This window comes from Marinovum sp. J2-8 (assembly GCF_055808435.1).
Genome location: NZ_JBVVRZ010000001.1, coordinates 627959 through 646408, shown reverse-complemented (window position 1 = coordinate 646408; position 18450 = coordinate 627959). Strand labels below are relative to the sequence as shown.

The window sequence follows — 18450 nt, the reverse complement described above, 5'->3', positions numbered from 1 at the left end:
AATGTCCCAATTTTCTTTTCTCTCCACCAATTTTCAAGACCTGAAGCAACACGCCGAGAAGGCGGAAAAACTGGCCCTGTCCGATCCACGCGGCGCGTGCTTCTGGTCGCGACTGACGTTGGAGACGGCGCTGAAATGGCTCTACCGTCGTGATCCCGCCCTGCGCCATCCCTATGAGCGCACGCTGGCCGCCCTGATCGCAGAACCCAGCCTTGAGGCGCTGACGGGTCCTGCCATCACCACCAAGGCGAAATACATCAAAGATCAGGGCAACCGCGCCGCTCATGACAGCGGCAAGGCCCTGACACCGCAAGACGCTGCCACTACGGTGCGCGAGCTGTTCCATGTCTGCTACTGGATCGCCCGCACCTATGCGACGGGGGCGAAGCCTGATCCCGCCCTATCGTTCGACATCGGCAAATTGGAAAGATCCCTGACGATCTCGGCCAGCACGGTTGCACAGATCCAGAAGATTGAAGGAGATGTCAAAGCCGCCAATAAACGCGCTGAAGAAGCTGAGGAAGCGCGCAAGGCCTCTGAGGAAGGTCGCAAGGCAGTAGAGGAAGAACTGGCGCGTCTTCGCGCCGAATATGCAGCCGCGCGCAAAGCTAATCAGGCAATTCAGGACGATCACGACTATGGGGAGGCCGCCACCCGCGATGCCTTCATTGATCTATTGCTACACGAGGCCGGCTGGGCATTGGACCAGCCTCGAGACCGCGAATACCTGGTCAAAGGCATGCCGAGCCAGAGCGGCAAAGGATTTGCCGATTATGTCCTTTGGGGAGCTGATGGGAAGCCATTGGCGGTGGTCGAGGCTAAGCGCACCAAGAAGGATTTCTCGCACAGGTCAGCAACAAGCCAAGCTCTATGCGGACTGTCTGGAAAAGATGTACGGCCAGCGTCCGGTGATCTTTACCACTAATGGCTATGAACACTGGATTTGGGATGATCTGCGGTATCCCCCTCGGAAGATATCTGGTTTCCTGAAACGCGATGAATTGGAGCTGTTGCAACAAAGGCGAGGCAACCGGAAAACTCTTGACGATGTGACCGTTGATGAGACGATCGCAGGGCGGTTTTACCAACAGCGCGCGATCCGCCGTATCGGACAAGCCTTTGAAAAGGATCGCCAACGCAAGGCGTTGCTTGTGATGGCGACTGGCAGCGGCAAAACTCGGACCGTCATTGCCCTGATCGACCAGCTGATGCGCGGCAACTGGGTCAAGCGCGTGCTGTTTCTTGCTGACCGTGTGGCACTGGTGAAGCAGGCACATGGGGCCTTCAAGACACACCTGCCTGCCACCCCGAGCGCAAACCTCTTGGAACGGCATGACCCTGCGCGCAATGACCATTCCGGCGCGAGGGTATTTCTTTCTACCTACCCCACCATGATGGGGTTGATTGATGAGATTAAAGGGGGTGAAAAGCGCTTCGGGCCGGGACATTTCGATCTGATCGTGATCGACGAAGCACACCGATCCGTCTACCGGAAATATCGAGCAATTTTTGAGTACTTCGACAGCTTCCTGGTGGGTCTGACTGCCACACCAAAAGATGAGATCGATCACAACACCTATTCTCTGTTTAACCTTGAGAGTGGTGTTCCGACCGATGCATATGATCTGGATGACGCGGTGCAGGATGGCTATCTTGTGCCCCCGAAATCAATTTCTGTACCCTTGAAGTTTCAACGCGACGGGATTGCATACGATCAGCTTTCAGACCACGAGAAAGACGAATGGGACGCGATTGAATGGGATGAGGACGGTACGATCCCGGATCGGGTTGAATCTAACGATCTGAACAAGTGGTTATTCAACAAGGATACTGTCGATAAGGTGCTTGAGCACGTAATGCGAAACGGTATCAAAGTCGCGGGTGGTGATCAGCTGGGAAAGACCATCATCTTTGCCAAGAACAGCAAACACGCTCAATTCATCATTGAGAGGTTCGACGAAAATTACCCCCACCTGGCTGGGCAGTTTGCTCGATTGATTGATTACAGCGTCACCTATGCCCAATCACTGATAGATGATTTTTCCGAGCCGGAGAAACCGCCGCACATCGCGGTGTCCGTCGACATGATGGACACGGGCATTGATGTTCCAGAAGTCGTGAACCTCGTGTTTTTCAAAATTGTGCGATCCAAGACAAAGTTCTGGCAGATGGTCGGTCGCGGCACTCGCTTGCGCGAGGACCTATTCGCGCCCGGTGAGGACAAAGAAGAGTTCATCATTTTCGACTTCTGTCAAAACCTGGAATTTTTTCGTGAGAACCCGGATGCCCGGAATGCCGGTACAGCGCTTCCAATCGGTGAACGTCTGTTTAAGACGCGTGTGGAGCTAATCGGGGACCTACAAGAGCAGGAAGGCACTCATGCTGACTTGGAGAAATCTTTGAAGGAACGCCTCTTTGATGAGGTTTCTGGCATGAACCTCGAAAATTTCATGGTACGCGACAAGCGCCGCGCGGTAGAGCAATTCAAAAAGATAGATCGCTGGGCAACTTTGGATCTCGACGCAAGGATCACGCTGACTGATGAGATCGCGGGTCTACCATCTGCCTTCCAGGACGACCATTTGCCTGCGAAGCAATTCGATCTTCTGGTGTTGAACGCACAGCTGCTTCTGCTACGCGGTGATGCCGGTTTTCAACGGCTGCAAATGCGAATGATCAAATTTTCCTCTGCTCTTGAGGGTTTATCCAACGTTCCCACTGTAGCCAAGCAGATGGAACTGATCCTTGAAATGCAAACAGATCAATTTTGGACTGATATTTCAGTCGATATCCTGGAGGAGGTCAGACGCAAGTTACGCATGCTCGCAGACCTAATCCAACCTAAGGAACGCAAGGTCGTGATAACCGACTTTGAAGATGAGATTGGTGGTAATGAGACCATAGATCTCCCAGAAGTAGGCACCGGGGTAGACAAGGCGCGGTTCAAAATGAAAGTCCGCAAATTTGTCGAAACACATATGGATCACATCACCCTGCAGAAAATTCATCGCGCAGAGGCTCTCACACGCACTGATGTTGAAGAGCTCCAAAAAATGCTGATCGAACAGGGTGTTTCAGACACAAAGACGCTCTCTGCTCTCCAAGAGGAGGAACCGCTGGGAGTATTCCTGCGCCGATTGATCGGACTCGACCGCGCCGCAGCAAAACAAGCCTTCAGCGCTTTCATGTCAACGCACCAGCTAAATCCTGATCAAACAGAATTCATTGATATGATCATTGATCACCTCACCGATAGCGGAATTGTGGAACCCAGGACTTTCTATGAAAGTCCTTTTTCAGACATTGATGACCTCGGAATTGCCGGCGTTTTTAAGAAGGATCATGCGGCCGAGATTATTCGGATCGTAAAATCCGTAAACGACGCGGCGGTCGCGGCCTGAATATTGAGAGCTAAAGATGCAAGAAACTGAATTTCGAAAATGGCTCGAAGCCCAAGGCCAAAGTGAAAGATCAATAGGTTCCAGAATTAGCACGGCGCGCCGAGTTGAGAATGCGATCGGGGATTTGGATGAGGTTCTTGCAGAGCAAAAAATAGAAGATCTGTTGCGACGGTTTTCGTACAGTACTGAAGATGAGAGAAACAATGCACCCAATCCATCGCCTGTGCAGATTGATGGCAATCTAAGGAACGGCCTGGCAAGCCTGCGCCAATCCATTAGCCTATATGCTGACTTTATTCGCAACAGCTCATCCATGCCCAACAAACTGGAGCACTCACATTACCTTCGAGAGTTGACTAAATCCGAAATCATCGCTGCAATGGATGACTGCGACACGGAGGGGCTCAAAGCATTTTTACAAAACCGCAGCTTCGGAAAGCCGCAGGTTTGGACGATACGACCGGTCGCTGAGGCCGACCATAACAACGGTGAGGCGCTACGTTACCCTGCAAAAGCGATCGTAGCCACGGCGGTCGCGAAGTTACCAGACGGGCCTGCCTTGACTGCCAAGGAGTTCTTCAACGGCTTCGGTGAAAGCCAGTCATTCGAGCGTTTGAAAGAATTGGGCTTTGAACTGATCGACAACAAAGAGAAAGACAGGCAACCCGCCGATTTCTCTCGGCAGAATATTGAAGCGGCCATGGTCGCCTATGACGCTTATGTACTTGATGGCTCCCAGAAAGAGGTGTTTGATGCTTTCGGTGATCCCAGAGACTACTGGGTGAGATCAACGCGGAGAACGGCCACAAAGCCCTACCCGACCAAACCACTGGTTGGCTTTCTACTCGGAAAAACGACGCTGAATGGCGGGTGGGGGCAAAAATCGGATGCAGCCGCCCGTCTCCACAATGCTGGCTACATTATCGTAGATCAGGACAATACCCCTGTTGAGCCGCCAGAGCGCTATAGCCACCTCATTCGAGATGCCGATCGCATCCGGGCTTGCGCACTAAACTACCATATCGAACCAGCCCGCGAGGCGGGACAGGCTTCCGTTACGATCAAAGCTGGGGACCTTGGAAAAGAAATAGGTCTACAAAACTCTCATCCAAACATTTGCAGCGCACTCTTGGGTTCGAAATTTCAAGAAATGACAGGCCTTCCCAAACCCACTTACACAGAGCCGCAGCCCAGCAGCACGACCGAATTCACCTATCAATTGACCCGTACCGCCGGCGCAAGCACACCGGAAACAATACTACGGCCAGAACAGGGATTAGATATGGAACAAGCGAAGAACCTGATCCTCTACGGCCCCCCTGGTACAGGCAAAACACATGCGACAGCGACCGAGGCGTTACGCCTGTGTGGCGAAGAGGTGCCGCAAGACCGCAAGGATGTAATGGAGGCCTACAACCGCCTCAAATCTGAAAAGCGGATCGAATTTGTAACCTTCCATCAATCGATGTCCTACGAGGACTTTGTCGAAGGCCGGCAACCTACCACAGATGTAGAGGGAGACGGCAGCTCTGGAACCGGTTTTCGGCTGCAAACCGTCCCTGGCGTTATTCGACGAATGGCAGAGCAAGCTCAGTTCGGCGGATCCGAAAGCAGTGGGGACGACGACTTCTCCTTGGAGGGTCGACAGGTTTTCAAAATGTCGATAGCCGCCGGAAAGGACCCTTCTGAACAATACCTGTTCGATGAGGCAATCTCGGAAGGTCACACCCTCTTAGGATGGGAAGACATTGATTTCAGCGACCCCATATATACCGACCCTGAAGAAATTTTGAAGATATGCCGCGCCGAGGGGCGCCGCGAAGGACCTGTCACTAAACAATCCGGCCAAGTCGCTCTTGTTGATGCCTTCCGCAACCAGGTTCAGGTCGGTGATATCCTAATTGTTTCGAAGGGCAATAGTCTGTTCCGAGCAATCGGAGAAGTGACGGGAGAGTATGAGTACAAGCAGAGAGACAATCAAAAATATTGCCATCGCAGGGCCGTGAACTGGCTTTGGGTAAACCCCCAGGGGCTTCCGGTATCAGATTTATACGGCTCGAATTTCACGATGCGTTCGATCTACCGCCTGGGGGAAAGCAAGCTAAAGAAGCCCGCCCTTCTCCGGCTGATCAATGGCGTGAATGAAGAAGCGGTCCTCGAACAGCTCCCACATGTGCTAATCATCGATGAGATCAATCGCGCGAACATTTCTAAAGTCTTCGGTGAACTGATTACCCTGATCGAACCGGACAAACGGTTGGGGATGGAAAATGCTCTGAAGGTTCGACTGCCTTATTCTGGCGAAGACTTCGGGCTACCCAGCAATCTACATATCCTCGGCACCATGAACACCGCTGACCGCTCTATTGCGCTCCTTGACACCGCCCTGCGTCGCAGGTTCGAATTCAAAGAGATCGAGCCCGATCCCGAAACCCTGCGCGACGCGGCGCGGCGATGTGGGCTGGACCTGCCCAAAATCCTGCGCGTAATCAACGATCGCATCGAATATCTCTATGACCGCGAGCATCGGATCGGGCATGCCTATTTCATTGGCTGCGCATCCCGCAATGACGTTGATCAAACAATGCGCCATAAGGTAATTCCTCTTCTGGCCGAATACTTCTTCGAGGACTGGCACAAGGTTGCCGCAGTATTAGGGGATGCCGAGGCGCATGAAGGGCCAATCATTGGCGGCTTTCTCAAGCGAGAGCTGTTGAAGGCCCCTCCTGGCATGGACAGTGAAGCGGACGGCCCAACCCGGTTCCGCTGGAGCCTCAAGGATGCAGATGAAGGCTTTGAATATACGAGATTGACCAGCCAATGAAGCCGCATACCATTGGCGAGTGGAAAAAGATTGCCTTCGGAGCAAAGAGTGATCCCATTTCCGAAGGTCAGGCTGACCGCCTCGCTAAAGTTGCGCGACAATCAGTTTTTGCGGGGAGTAGCGGCGAAGGTGTTTTAGAACACCGCCGAAAACACCTGCGCGCTCGGGGTGTCGTCGGAGTGATTGCCGCCACAGACTGCCAGCTTGAGATACTCCCCAAAATTGAAGCATCAGGGGAGCACGACGCAGCACCAGAAACCCTACGCCGACGTCTTGTTCATATGCTGTCTGTGGCGCGCGATCTTCGAATTGACGCACAGAATACAGCGAGTCTGGGATGGCAGCGCGACACTCTGCTTGAGATCCTGATCAGGATCTTCTGCAACAAGATGACAGAAGCCGTACGTCATGGGATCCCGCGTCGCTACATCGCCCACACGGACGATCTACCAGCGCTGCGTGGGCGTCTGAATGTCACAAGGCAGTTTTCTGTTCTTGCGGCACAGCCCCAGCATCTGGCGTGCGAATATGATGAACTCTCTCCGGACATTGACCTCAATCGGGTCATGAAGGCCGCAATTTCTAAACTGTCTCGGGTTGCGACCTCCGCCGATAACCTGAGGTCTCTACGTGAACTCTCTTTTGCCTACGCCGACATCACCGACGTCGCACCCTCGGCGCTTCGCTGGGACCGTATTACACTTGATCGCACCAATGACCGATGGCGCGAGCTACTGTCACTTGCCAAATTGCTTTTAGGAGATCGTCACCAAACAACGAATGCGGGGGCCACCGATGGCCATGCGCTCTTGTTTGAAATGAATGTGCTCTTTGAGGAGTATGTCACCAAGCTCCTCAAACGAGGGCTTGCTGGTACCCCGTTCACAGCTACTTCCCAAGGTGGTCAAAAGGACTGCTTATTTGAGGGGGAACAAGGCCGATTTAGAACGCGCCCTGACATCATAATTCGTCACCATGGTGAAGTGGCCATGGTCATCGACACAAAGTGGAAACGCATATCTCCCCGTATTGAGGACGCCAAACAAGGCATTAGCCAGGGCGATGTGTATCAGTTGATGGCTTATTCCGAACTCTACAAATGCGACCGCGTCATGCTGCTCTACCCGCATCACCATGGGCTGCCTGGCAGCCAGCCGCCGCAGGCTTACTCAATTGGTTCTGCAGGGGCCCGCAAGAAGCTCTTTGTATCCACAGTTGACGTGTCGCGGAGGCATTCTCAGGTAACCACGTCACTGGTACATTTGGTCAAGACATCACTGGAAACGAGCTTGTCAAAACCTGACAATTCAGCCCAAAATTCAGTTTACAGACGCTAAGGTAACTCATTGATTTCACTACCACCACATTTCGGCTCAGTTTACAATTTTATCCAATAAAAACAGCACCTGCATACGGATTGCAAATCCGTGTACAGGAGTTCGATTTCTCCTACTCGCCTCCATTTAAAATCAAGCACTTAGCCGATTTTCCATGAGCGCCACGCGGCGCGTCTAAACATTTGCCTAAACATTCTGTTTTTGTTCTGCTCGCATTCTGCGCTTTCCGACCAAGGAAAACGGGCCACCAGATGGCGACCCGCTTTTGGAATTTTATGCCGTAGATAGTGCGTTGCGTAGCGCCGACGCTTATCGCGCCTACCCGCTTCTGATGACGTCAGGCAAGCTCGCGAAGGCCGCTATTGCGACTTCTTCTGTTCGGTCCGCTTTTGCTGCGCCTGGACGGCTCTGATCCGCTGGCGGACCTTCTTGGTGTAGTGCAGGACCATAGCCGGGCTTTGGCCGGTGACAGCCGCGACAAGGTCGTCGCTACATCCCGCCTCTACCAACTCGCAGGCGGCGTTATAGCGCCAACTGTGGATGTCGTAGTCCAAGGCACCAATTTTTTCCCTCACCTTTCTGACAGCCGCTGACGCGCCCCGATAGGACCAACGATTGGTCCCACGCTCGTTGGTGAGGATAAAGACTGAATGGCGGCTGGCCGCTTCCAGCGCCGCCTGCAATTCGTTGAGGATCGGAACCCAAAGTTCCTTTTTGGTTTTGCTTTGCCGGACGAAGACTGCGCCATCTTTGATGTCTGACCAGCGCATCTCCAGAACGTCACCGATGCGCTGGCCTGTTCCGACGCAAAGCTCCATCACCAGCCGCTCTCGGACGTCCAGCGGACAAGCGGCACGGTAGGCCTCCAGAAGTTCCTGCGGCCATGGCTCTCGCTCTGTCTTTTCGGTTTTGAGTTCCGAGACGCCCCGCGCCGGATTTGTCTCCGTCCAGCCGAGATCGACGCAATGCTCCATCAGAACCCGCAAGACGCGGAGCGAGTAGTTCGCGAAATAGGCTTTCTCTGCATTGGCATCGCGCAGGCGAATGACATCCTTGCGCTGCATCCTCGCGGGATTTCTGTCGCCCATGATTGAAGCGAAGAAATCGAGGTGCTTGTCGTAGTCCAGCCCCGTGCGCGGCTTCAAGTTCCGGTAGCGCGGCGAGCTGCGATAGCTTTTGATTGTGAATGTGGTATTGCAGCTTGATGGCCTGACCCATGCTACGATTGACTTCGTGTCATTGCGTTGACGTGTCGACCATCAGGTTGCCCCGGCAGCGGGCGAGATGTGACCTCATAGGAGCCTGACGGTCGGCGTACCATCACAGTCCTGTCCTCTTCGATCGGTGCTTGGGCCATTCCAGCGAAAGGGCCTTTCATGGATCAGGTTATCATTGGCGTCGATACGCACAAATCCAACCACATTGCCGTCGCCATCGACGCTAACGGCACCCGTCTGGGGAGCACGAGTATTCCCACGACACGAAAAGGGTATCATGATCTTCAAGTCTGGGCCTCGCAGTTCGGTCATGTCAAAGCCTTTGGTATTGAAGGAACCGGCTCTTTTGGGGCGGGTCTGTCCAGAGATCTGCTGGCCAAGGGGCACAAGGTCCTCGACGTCATGCGCCCGCTCCGCCAACTGCGCTATCTTCATGGCAAATCAGACAGCCTGGATGCCGAGAGCGCGGCCAGGTCAGTCCTGAACGGGCAAGCCACAGCCTTAGCCAAGACACAGACAGGGTCATCGGAGATGATCCGCCACCTGAAGGTTGCGCGAGACAGCGCGGTAAAAGCCAGGTCTCAGGCGATGATCACGCTGAAAACACTGATCGTGAATGCGCCATCAGACCTTCGTGACGCGCTCGACGGAATCAGAGGAAGGATCACTTTGGTGCGCCATGTTGCAGCCTTGAGGCCAAGCGAGATCACTTCCCCAATCGCATCCGCCAAAACAGCCATGCGCGCGATTGCACGACGCTGGCTTGCTCTGCATGCAGAAATCCAGTCACACGACCAAGAACTTGATCGGCTGGTCCGGGAAAAAGCACCCGAGTTGATGGAATCGCATGGCATCTCCACAATGACCGTGGCCGAGATGCTGATCCTCGTGGGAGACAACCCCGAGCGCATCCATTCCGAAGCCGCCCTGGCCAAGCTCTGCGGTGTCTGCCCGATCCTGGCCTCAAGCGGCAGGACCAACAGGATGCGATTGAACCGAGGTGGAAATCGACAAGCCAATGCCGCCATCTACCGTGTGGCCATTGTGCGCCTACGCGACGATGAGAGAACCAAAGCCTATGCTGCTCGACGAACTTCGGAAGGCAAAACCCGACGCGAAATTGTGCGTTGCATAAAGCGTTACATCGTGCGCGAAATCTACCGCGCTCTCTGCGCCTCACCCGACCTGGTTCCTGCCACTTGACAAATATAGGAGCATCAACGCATGAAAAATCCGAGAGGTCACAACACGCGGTTTATCCTTGAGTGAGAGAATATCCGCGTATTCCTTCCAGAATTCCGGTGTCCCAAACTCGTGCTCGAATTTCTGGGACGCCCAACCGCGCCGCTGGAAATAGAGCCCGTTCCGTTGCCGGTAGACGTGTTTGGGAAGCTCACGCTTTGCCATGACGCATGTCGATCCTGTCAAATTCATCGAGATTCTCACCCGAAGAGAGCGTAATCTCAATCCTGCGCCCATCGACGGCGATACCGCTCACCGACTTCCCGGCTCTTTCCAGAGCGGCAAGCAGGCTAAGCGCCTTCTGTTCCACTGTCCCTGTCGCCATCTTCCCGACACCCCGCTTCGACCGTTTGGACCACCTAACGACTGGTCCCATAAATCACTGAAAACGCGTTAATTTGCGCATCCTGTGGGCTGAATGAGATCGTCGATCCCATGCAATCCGTTTGTGTGTTGAATCTAGCTTGGGGACGCAGTCGTAACAATCGTCGACGATTCCCCCTGTCACTAAACGCATATACCAAATTGTAACATTTCGTGATCGTTTGGGGCCTTCGTCGACGTAATGTGACAGCAATTCTGCCCTGCCGCATCGATAGGTCTCGGCTCTGACGGCCAAGGACGGAATTACTGTCACTAAATGCATATCCTAACAAGGAGGGGGGAGGATGTGGGGACCGACTTACCCCCAGAAACTCCAATATTTGGAGTTTCCGTTTCTGGGGATAAGTCTACGACAGCGCTTCGGGATGCGAACCGCATAGCTCGCACGCTTCACAAGCTCGACATACGGGTCATTCGCTCGCCCCGGCACCCTTGCCCTGCAAATCGGTCGCCTCGCTCAATCTAAACGCCCCTCCGCGGCTCTAAGAGGCGGTCCATTATTCAGCTAGCGCAATGAATGTATGAAGCCAACCGGAAGCCGCGGCGATCTTCGACGTAAAGGAAACCGCACGGCAGCTGAAGGTCGGCGGAGAAGCTGACCTTCACCGCAAGTCGCGCGAAGGTCTCCTTTGCGGCAGTATTCTTCTAGTTGAGGTCTGAATTCAAAGGTTCAACAAGGCAAGCATCAGTAATGAATTTTCTGGGGTGAACAATCTTGGCGTACCGCCTTTCCCTTTGTCGTGCTCTAACAGCTTCGTAGGTACCAAAACGCGTGCACTCCCTCTCAAAAAGTGCTGTGCTACACGCATGCAATCAAGGGACGATTCACTTTGCCGAACATTAACAAGTCAGACATTTACGAGAAGAATCTGAATTTTCTGCTTGGCTCTGGGGCGTCTTATGGCTTGCTGCCGACCCTTGCTCTGCGAGTTAAGGAGAATGGCTCTAACGAAGCGCATACGGTCGAAACGTTGGCGACAAAGTACGAGGAAGATGCAGACTTTTTAGCGCATCTTTTCTCTTGGTATGTTCATGAGGTTATTCTTCCAGCCGCCGAGTATGATCCCGGTAATGCGACTATGAATACTGCGCTACAAGACGCAGCGGTTGAAAACTACCGCCTGTTCGTCGAAACGATTTTGAAGATACTCAGCAAGAAGAGTCACAAAAAAAGAGTTAACATCTTCACAACCAACTATGATGGGATGATTGCCCACACGGCCGAGGCTCTTCTGAGGCTTGGCTCGTATGACTTCCATCTGAATGATGGCACCGACGGATTTGTTAAGCGCACTTTGAATGCGCGGAACTTTGGAAGGTATTTTCAGGACCACGGGGTATTCGATCGTCACTCTAAGAGCGTTCCCCAAATAAACCTGATCGAGCTTCATGGCAGTGTTTACTGGTACAAAGATGTTGAGAAAATCGAGGTATCCTATGATTTGGATCGAGCGAAGCAGCGAATTTCTGAAGTCCCTCTAAGAGAAGATCAGGACTTTTTTGATGACTTGTTGGATGAAGTCTTAAAACGGATGAGGATCTACAACCTCCTGCGGACGTAACGTTCACCCAAAACGAATTATTTCAAGCAGCTTACAAAGCTCTTCCGATTGTGAATCCAACGAAATGGAAGTTCTACGAAACTGTTTTCGAAGAGCACTATTATCAGATGTTGCGGCTGCTGAGCTACGAGCTTGAGAAGCCTGACACCGTATTCATCGCATTTGGGTTCTCATTCGCGGATGAACATATCCTGAACCTAGTAAAGCGTTCGCTTTCCAACCCATCCCTTCATATGTACGTTTGCTGCTTCGACGACGACGAGAAGCACTCGATGGAACAGAAGTTTCTTGGCTTTGCGAATGTTGAGTTGATACGGGTAGACGGGTTGCTCGACTTTACGGCCTTCAACAATGAAGTATTCACAGCCAAGCCAACGAGTGCCTAGCGATGAGTATTCAAATTGGCGAAGTCGTAGCGGTAATGGGCGTCGAAGTTTCTGTAAAAGCCTTCGAGAACTCAAACCATGAGACACACTTTTTCAATGGCAAAAAGTTCAAAGGTATCTCTATCCGGGAGTTTGTATCCATTTCACACGGCTTCCGCGAAATTGTTTGTACCGTTGAAGGTGAATACTTGGACGAGCGACACTACGAACTTGAGGCAAGCGAGAAGTTATTCACAAGAAAGCTAAAACTCCGGCCTATCGGGTATTTTGAGGACGACGAATTTAAAGACGGGATCAAGTACCTTCCCAAGATAGGTGATGTTGCTCGACTTCTGTCCGAGCAGCAGGTTGGCAGTATCTTTGACAGTAAATCTTCTGATGGTTATGTTATTGGCAACCTCTTGAAAGAAGACTTGCCAGTTGCTCTCCCTTGGCAAAAGCTTTTCAATTCGCATTTGGGTATCTTTGGCAACACTGGCAGCGGAAAATCGAACACGCTGACGAAGCTGTTCACAGTGCTCTTCGACAACAAGCTCCAAAGTATCGGAACCCACAGCAAGTTTGTGGTTCTTGATTTCAATGGTGAATACACTGGCGATCAACTTGTTGGAGCCGATCATAAGAAGGTTGTTCGGCTGACAACGCGCAACGCCCAAGGTGACCGTTTCACGATCCACGACGATGAGTTTTGGGATGCAGAAACGCTTGGCATTCTTTTTCAAGCCACAGCGAACACACAAAAACCATTCTTGAGGCGAACCATATCTGGTCGCGCCAGATTTATCGACATACCAGATAGTTTGACACACTACGCGCGGACTACTATCAGACGCGTCTTGTGTTCGACTGATCCCAGAGTCGAGGCGCTTGAGCAAATTAAGTCGCTTGTCAGGCACATGCATGATGCTGGGAATCTAGCGGAGTTAGTTGGCAAAGTCGGGTGGAACAACACCAACCGCAGTTTTTACCTGATAGTAGACGGGCAAACGCGTTACCCAGACAACCAAGCCCACTTCAATGAAATCTTCGAACCACAAATTGCTCAGATAGACTTACAAAACCTTACCGGCTTCTCGGAATTACAGGTTCGCGCCAGTTTGCAACTGATAAACGACGTCCAATTCGGCTCTGCACAATACGAGCATATACAACCGCTTTTGCGGCGCCTTGACGCTCTGAAAGAGGAATTTTCAAGAGTCATTTCCGTTGGAGAGCTTGGTGATGATGAAGATCGGCTCGTAACCGTTATTTCTCTGCGGGAATGCAAACAAGACGTGAAGAAAATCTTACCTATTCTCATTGCAAAACATTTTTACGAACAGCATAGAAGTGTCGTGACAAGCCCACCTTCAACTACTCTCCATCTGATCGTCGATGAGGCGCACAACATACTTTCACTGCAATCAAATCGCGAAGCGGAAAGCTGGAAAGACTATCGCTTAGAACTGTTCGAAGAGATCATCAAAGAAGGTCGAAAATTTGGTGTTTTTCTTACGCTTGCCAGCCAAAGACCAGCGGACATCTCCCCGACCGTCGTCTCGCAACTGCATAACTATTTCATTCATCGCCTTGTGAATGACAGAGATCTTGCGCTTTTGGAAAACACCATCTCGACGTTGGACAGCCTTTCTCGAGGGCAGATACCGACGCTTCCCCAAGGCGCGTGCGTTGTAACCGGAACAAGTTTTGACATTCCGATGCTCATGCAAGTTGACAAATTGTCGAAAGAGCAAGAACCGGACAGCAGTGATGTGAACCTCGTCGAATTGTGGGGCAGTGATGATGGCTGACATTTAATCGCCAGCGCCAAGCTCACTGACTGCGGACGTTGGCTGATATAGCTGCCGCTGGATGGAACCTTTGCCAATGTCCGGTTTGGGCCGGGCACGCTTGGAAAACGACCAACAGGGCATGACTTTGCAAAGATGCCGCTCCTGCGCAATCCCAGACATTTGGACCCAACTCAGTGGAGGTCGTTGTCCCGCCCGATTTTTCGCTACACGGACGGAATATGATTTCTCACAGACGACTACGAAAGCTTACCGGAACAGCGCCAATTGCCGTCTAAACATTCACGGTCTGTTCCCGGGAATTCTTCGGTATCTCTAAACAAAATAGACTTGATAAACATCCCCTTACCTAGTCTTGCAAATCCGTGTACAGGAGTTCGATTCTCCTACTCGCCTCCATTTAAAATCAATCACTTAGCTCACCTCATAGATTGCGCGCACTGCGCGGTTTACAGGGGCGTTTACAGTTTTGTTCACTGTCCACCCCCTTTTGCTTGTGCCAACTTGACCAAAACTGCGTCAGTTTCGTTCGGCGATGCGCGGGCATAATGTTCGATCACGTTAGCGGCGTGACGGATTGACCAGCCCATGTGGTTGGCAATTTCCGACAGGCTCAAACCTACGTTCAATAACCGGGTTGCCGCCGTACCTCGGCAATCTTGCAACCGCAGATCGCGGCTCAGGCCCACTTTGTCACGCCATTGGCGCAGACCCTCAAAAGCGCGATGTTCGGTCAATGGCCGCCCACTGGCGTTGGTAAGGATTGACCAGAGCCCCAAGCTCTCCTCCCGCTTTGGGCAGCGTCCTTAGGGTTAAACCTTTGGCCTTAGGCGGCCATTTTATCCAACACCTTTCTCTGCAGGCATTCCATCGGGGTGTGGTTGCCCATTGTGCCACACTATTGCTCGATCCAAACGCTTCTGCATCGCTCACAGAAGGGCATCTTTTTGTATCGGTTTTTTTGTATCGGTCTGCGGCCTCATATCTCGGTTTTGAGATCCAACCGACTTGTACTACCCGCAACGGGAGGGCAACTTTACGTTGTTATTGCTTCATAGGAATGTGGAATACTGCCCGATCCCGTCGGCTTTTCCCGTTGCAGCATACCAAGATGTCCGGGTGGCAAGCGCTAACGCGATGCATTGGACATGAAAGGCGAAGTTGCAACAGAGGAGCACGGCCGCCAAACGCGACCAGCCCATGTCGAAAATTGAGCATGTCGAACATCGGGCATGCCGCCAGTGTCGCAGATCAGTGCTCCCAAGACGGAAGTTCATCAATCCGGCCACAATAGCCTGTTGCAGGCTCGCCAGGACAAGCCGCTGATAGATAGTCCAAAATCGCAAATTTTGAGAATTTGCAATTTGGTGATACAGTGAACTGACGATTTCTCTCTTAGTTTTCGTACAGCAGGCCAACGCGTGCGTTTATCGCCCTTGGTGCTTTAATCGGGATATTTTCAATGCCGCTAATTACTGCCATTCTCGGCTCGCCCTTTGTTATCAACACCACCCAGACCAATCGACAGAGTGATCCTGACATAACCTCTTTACCGAACGGAGGGTATGTTGTCGTCTGGACGGCGCCCGGTCAGGACGACCCTGACACTTTCAGCGATGGCGTATTTGGTCGGATTTATTCGGCAGAAGGTCAGCCCGTCGGACCCGAATTCCAGATCAACGAGATAACAGAAAATTTTCAACGGGGCCCTCAGGTCGTGGAGGATGGCAGGGGCGGATTTACCGTTTTTTGGGAGAGTTTTGTCGCCGATAGCTTAGGTGGCATTGTTGGACGCTCGTTCAGAGCTGATGGCACGGCGAGGGGTGGCGAATTTGATGTCAACACGACAACAAATAGCATCCAGCGCAGTGTCGTTGCGTCTCTTCTCGATAACGGCTCAATTGCGACGGCTTGGGAATCTCAAGGGCAGGACGGGGATCGGGGTGGCATCGCGGTACGCATCACAAGTCCGGCGGGCCGTGGCGATGATGATTTTGTCGTCAATACCACGGTTGCGCAAGAGCAGTTTGCTCCTGCCATAGCAGCACTTGCAGACGGTTCATTTGTGGTCAGCTGGACCGGCAACCTGCCGCGCGTCGGAACAACACCGCAAGCAGAAATTTATGCCCAGCGTGTCAGCGCGACAGGGGATTTGATTGGTGGCGAAACTCTGGTCAACACTGAAAGCGCAGGTGGTCAAACAAACAGCGATGTTGCGGCGCTCACTGGCGGCGGGTTTGTGGTCACGTGGCAGAGCTCTTTTCTGACAAACCGCTCGATCAAGGCGCAGCAATACGATGCGAATGGCGCGCCAGTGGGGGGGGAAATGCTGGTAAACAGCCATGGTAGCCCCGCCATGCTAATGCCATCGGTGATTGGTACGCCAGATGGTGGCTATATCATAAGCTGGCGTTCCGGAGGCGTATTTAATGACCCGGATTTACCCGGTGGACATTATGCCCAACGTTATGACGCAAGCGGAAACCGTGTGGGCGAAGAATTCCTGATTGCGACCGATGCCAGCTCTAGCCCCGGTGCTGCGCGGCTTGCTCTGACGGATACGGACGATATCGTGGCCACGTGGCAACATGGCGGCCGGGGCGATGATGCTGGTGGTATACGTGGCCAGCTTATCGTGACCACAGAGAACGAGCCGCCAACTGGCACGGTGAAAATCCACGGCTTTGCGGAAGAAGACGCAATGCTTACCGCCTCTTCCACAATCGCAGATGCCGATGGTTTGGGCGAACTGAGCTTCCAATGGCTGCGTGACGGCAGTCCGATTGCGGCGGCGACGAGTGAAACCTATACCATCGGTGCCGCCGATGTGGGCACGCGGATATCAGTCAATGTGTCGTACACCGACGGTCAGGGTACGGCGGCATCTGTCATTTCGGCCCAAACGACCGCGATTGCGGATCGTGTCGATCTGCTTGGCACGCCGAATGCGGATTTTTTTCCCGGCACCCCAAGGCCGGAAAACATAATTGGGCTGGCCGGAAATGATACCATCGCAGGGGGCGGTGGAACTGATCGGATTTTCGGCCGCGATGGCAACGACAATATCTTTGGTGACAATGCTGCGGCTGTTTATTACGGGGCCGCTGTGGCCAATCAGGTCTTTCGCCTCTATCAGGCCACGCTGGACCGAATGCCGGACATAGGGGGGCATACCGCCTGGTCCGGTCGCATCGCCACAGGTCAGCGGACATTGCTTGAGGTGACACAAGGCTTTGTTGGCTCGGTAGAGTTCATGAATAAATTCCCCATTGGCACAACGGCAGAAACATTTGTCAGACAGCTTTATGAAAACGTGCTGGGCAACACCTCGCCCGATGCGAACGGGCTCGCGCGCTGGACGGCTGTTGCCGAGACAAGCCGGGCAGAGGCGGTAATGGGGTTTCTCGACAGTCCGCAATTCATTCAAAGCACAACCAGTGCGGCCAACGCCTATGCACAGACAAGCGTCGCCACCAGGTGGAGCGACGATGTTTTCCGATTGTATCAGGCAACGCTTGACCGTGCACCCGATGTGAACGGGCAGACCAACTGGGTTGAACGATTGGCCACGGGCGCGTCGACATTGCTCGAAGTGGCGCAGGGTTTTGTCGGTTCGCCCGAGTTTACCGCTGCTTTCTCGGTTAACGCGACGTCCGAGGCCTTCGTGCGATTGTTATATAAAAACGTGTTGAACAACGAGAACCCTGACGCCGCTGGTCTCGCGCGTTGGATTAACGCGTTGGAAAACGGTGCGAGCCGCGCCGAAGTGGTGCTTGGCTTTTCGCAAAGCCCGCAATTCGCCGCGGAAACTGCAGCAAGTCTAAAGACTTGGATGCGCGCTCAGGGCGTCGATGACCGGATCGAGGGCGGACCGGGCAATGACCTTATGGCGGGCGGACAGTTTGCGGATGTATTTGTGTTTGATGCAAGTCACGACGGAGCCAACACGGTGGTTGATCTTGAGCCTTGGGACTACATCGACCTCAACGGTTTTGGCTATGCCAATGCAGCTGCGGCGCGCTCGGAAATGACCCAGACCGGTGCCGATCTGGTGTTTGATGATCAGGGCGTCACGATCACGTTTCGCAACACGATGCTTGGCGACGTCACAGACGACATGATCTGGGTTTGATGCGACAATTCCAAACGAAGCCGTGCTGGTTCGTGACAGTTCCGGTACGAGCAGAAATTGTTCAACGACTCCTATCTTTTGAGTTCAGGCAACCGAACATGCCGCCCTGGCTATTCATATATACCGAGGGTTGTAGAGTATCGCCCGTTGGCAATGCGCTTCTCGGAGAACGAGT

12 protein-coding genes are annotated in these 18450 nt (G+C 52.9%); 9 read left to right on the top strand and 3 right to left on the bottom strand.

Annotation, left to right across the window (positions count from 1 at the left end; all coding sequences use genetic code 11):
* Position 1 precedes the first annotated feature (1 nt).
* The 4 genes from AC0L4F_RS03215 to AC0L4F_RS03200 are packed head-to-tail and all read left to right on the top strand — an operon-like array spanning position 2 to position 7562.
* The gene (locus AC0L4F_RS03215) at positions 2 to 925 is read left to right on the top strand and encodes a DUF4145 domain-containing protein (RefSeq protein WP_244685277.1); all 924 of its coding nucleotides are present in this window, start codon (positions 2 to 4) and stop codon (positions 923 to 925) included.
* Positions 891 to 3401, top strand: coding sequence for a type I restriction endonuclease subunit R (locus tag AC0L4F_RS03210; protein ID WP_244685275.1), 2511 nt, complete (start codon positions 891 to 893; stop codon positions 3399 to 3401). The genes AC0L4F_RS03215 and AC0L4F_RS03210 overlap by 35 nt, the downstream gene beginning before the upstream one ends.
* A 16-nt stretch (positions 3402 to 3417) precedes the next feature.
* Positions 3418 to 6225 carry an AAA family ATPase gene (locus AC0L4F_RS03205; RefSeq protein WP_244685272.1) on the top strand — a complete coding sequence of 936 codons (2808 nt, stop codon included), beginning with the start codon at positions 3418 to 3420 and terminating at the stop codon, positions 6223 to 6225.
* Positions 6222 to 7562: an McrC family protein gene (locus AC0L4F_RS03200; RefSeq protein ID WP_244685270.1), complete on the top strand. Its 1341-nt coding sequence runs from the start codon at positions 6222 to 6224 to the stop codon at positions 7560 to 7562. Before AC0L4F_RS03205 ends, AC0L4F_RS03200 begins: the two co-directional genes overlap by 4 nt.
* A gap of 359 nt (positions 7563 to 7921) precedes the next feature.
* Here AC0L4F_RS03200 and AC0L4F_RS03195 read toward each other — a convergent pair whose 3' ends face one another.
* Positions 7922 to 8707: a tyrosine-type recombinase/integrase gene (locus AC0L4F_RS03195; RefSeq protein WP_244685268.1), complete on the bottom strand. Its 786-nt coding sequence runs from the start codon at positions 8705 to 8707 to the stop codon at positions 7922 to 7924.
* Positions 8708 to 8938: 231 nt separating this feature from the next.
* Here AC0L4F_RS03195 and AC0L4F_RS03190 point away from each other — a divergent pair, with 231 nt between their 5' ends.
* The gene (locus AC0L4F_RS03190) at positions 8939 to 9982 is read left to right on the top strand and encodes an IS110 family RNA-guided transposase (protein ID WP_244685266.1); all 1044 of its coding nucleotides are present in this window, start codon (positions 8939 to 8941) and stop codon (positions 9980 to 9982) included.
* 190 nt (positions 9983 to 10172) lie between these two features.
* Here the strand turns inward: AC0L4F_RS03190 and AC0L4F_RS03185 are convergent, their stop codons facing one another.
* Positions 10173 to 10346, bottom strand: a complete 174-nt coding sequence (locus AC0L4F_RS03185; protein ID WP_244685263.1) for a hypothetical protein — start codon at positions 10344 to 10346, stop codon at positions 10173 to 10175.
* 889 nt (positions 10347 to 11235) lie between these two features.
* Between AC0L4F_RS03185 and AC0L4F_RS03180 the strand changes: the two genes are divergently transcribed.
* From AC0L4F_RS03180 to AC0L4F_RS03170, 3 genes are all read left to right on the top strand, one after another.
* Positions 11236 to 11967, top strand: coding sequence for a hypothetical protein (locus tag AC0L4F_RS03180; RefSeq protein WP_244685261.1), 732 nt, complete (start codon positions 11236 to 11238; stop codon positions 11965 to 11967).
* Positions 11968 to 12074: 107 nt separating this feature from the next.
* Positions 12075 to 12353, top strand: a complete 279-nt coding sequence (locus tag AC0L4F_RS03175; RefSeq protein WP_244685258.1) for a hypothetical protein — start codon at positions 12075 to 12077, stop codon at positions 12351 to 12353.
* A 2-nt stretch (positions 12354 to 12355) separates the two neighbouring features.
* Entirely contained in the window at positions 12356 to 14143 is a 1788-nt protein-coding gene (locus AC0L4F_RS03170; RefSeq protein ID WP_244685256.1) for an ATP-binding protein, read from the top strand.
* Between the two features lie 473 nt (positions 14144 to 14616).
* Here the strand turns inward: AC0L4F_RS03170 and AC0L4F_RS03165 are convergent, their stop codons facing one another.
* The gene (locus AC0L4F_RS03165) at positions 14617 to 14922 is read right to left on the bottom strand and encodes a tyrosine-type recombinase/integrase (RefSeq protein WP_244685254.1); all 306 of its coding nucleotides are present in this window, start codon (positions 14920 to 14922) and stop codon (positions 14617 to 14619) included.
* A 683-nt stretch (positions 14923 to 15605) separates the two neighbouring features.
* On the opposite strand from AC0L4F_RS03165, the gene AC0L4F_RS03160 reads away from it, so the two are divergent.
* Positions 15606 to 18275 (top strand): DUF4214 domain-containing protein, encoded by a 2670-nt coding sequence (locus AC0L4F_RS03160; RefSeq protein WP_244685252.1) that lies wholly within the window; start codon positions 15606 to 15608, stop codon positions 18273 to 18275.
* The last annotated feature ends 175 nt before the right edge of the window (positions 18276 to 18450 follow it).

Bases quoted from the DNA above. Each gene is read 5' to 3' on its own strand.
- AC0L4F_RS03215 (WP_244685277.1), top strand. From the start codon at position 2: ATGTCCCAATTTTCTTTTCTCTCCACCAATTTTCAAGACCTGAAGCAA.
- AC0L4F_RS03210 (WP_244685275.1), top strand. From the start codon at position 891: ATGTACGGCCAGCGTCCGGTGATCTTTACCACTAATGGCTATGAACAC.
- AC0L4F_RS03205 (WP_244685272.1), top strand. From the start codon at position 3,418: ATGCAAGAAACTGAATTTCGAAAATGGCTCGAAGCCCAAGGCCAAAGT.
- AC0L4F_RS03200 (WP_244685270.1), top strand. From the start codon at position 6,222: ATGAAGCCGCATACCATTGGCGAGTGGAAAAAGATTGCCTTCGGAGCA.
- AC0L4F_RS03190 (WP_244685266.1), top strand. From the start codon at position 8,939: ATGGATCAGGTTATCATTGGCGTCGATACGCACAAATCCAACCACATT.
- AC0L4F_RS03185 (WP_244685263.1), bottom strand. From the start codon at position 10,346: ATGGCGACAGGGACAGTGGAACAGAAGGCGCTTAGCCTGCTTGCCGCT.
- AC0L4F_RS03175 (WP_244685258.1), top strand. From the start codon at position 12,075: ATGTTGCGGCTGCTGAGCTACGAGCTTGAGAAGCCTGACACCGTATTC.
- AC0L4F_RS03170 (WP_244685256.1), top strand. From the start codon at position 12,356: ATGAGTATTCAAATTGGCGAAGTCGTAGCGGTAATGGGCGTCGAAGTT.
- AC0L4F_RS03160 (WP_244685252.1), top strand. From the start codon at position 15,606: ATGCCGCTAATTACTGCCATTCTCGGCTCGCCCTTTGTTATCAACACC.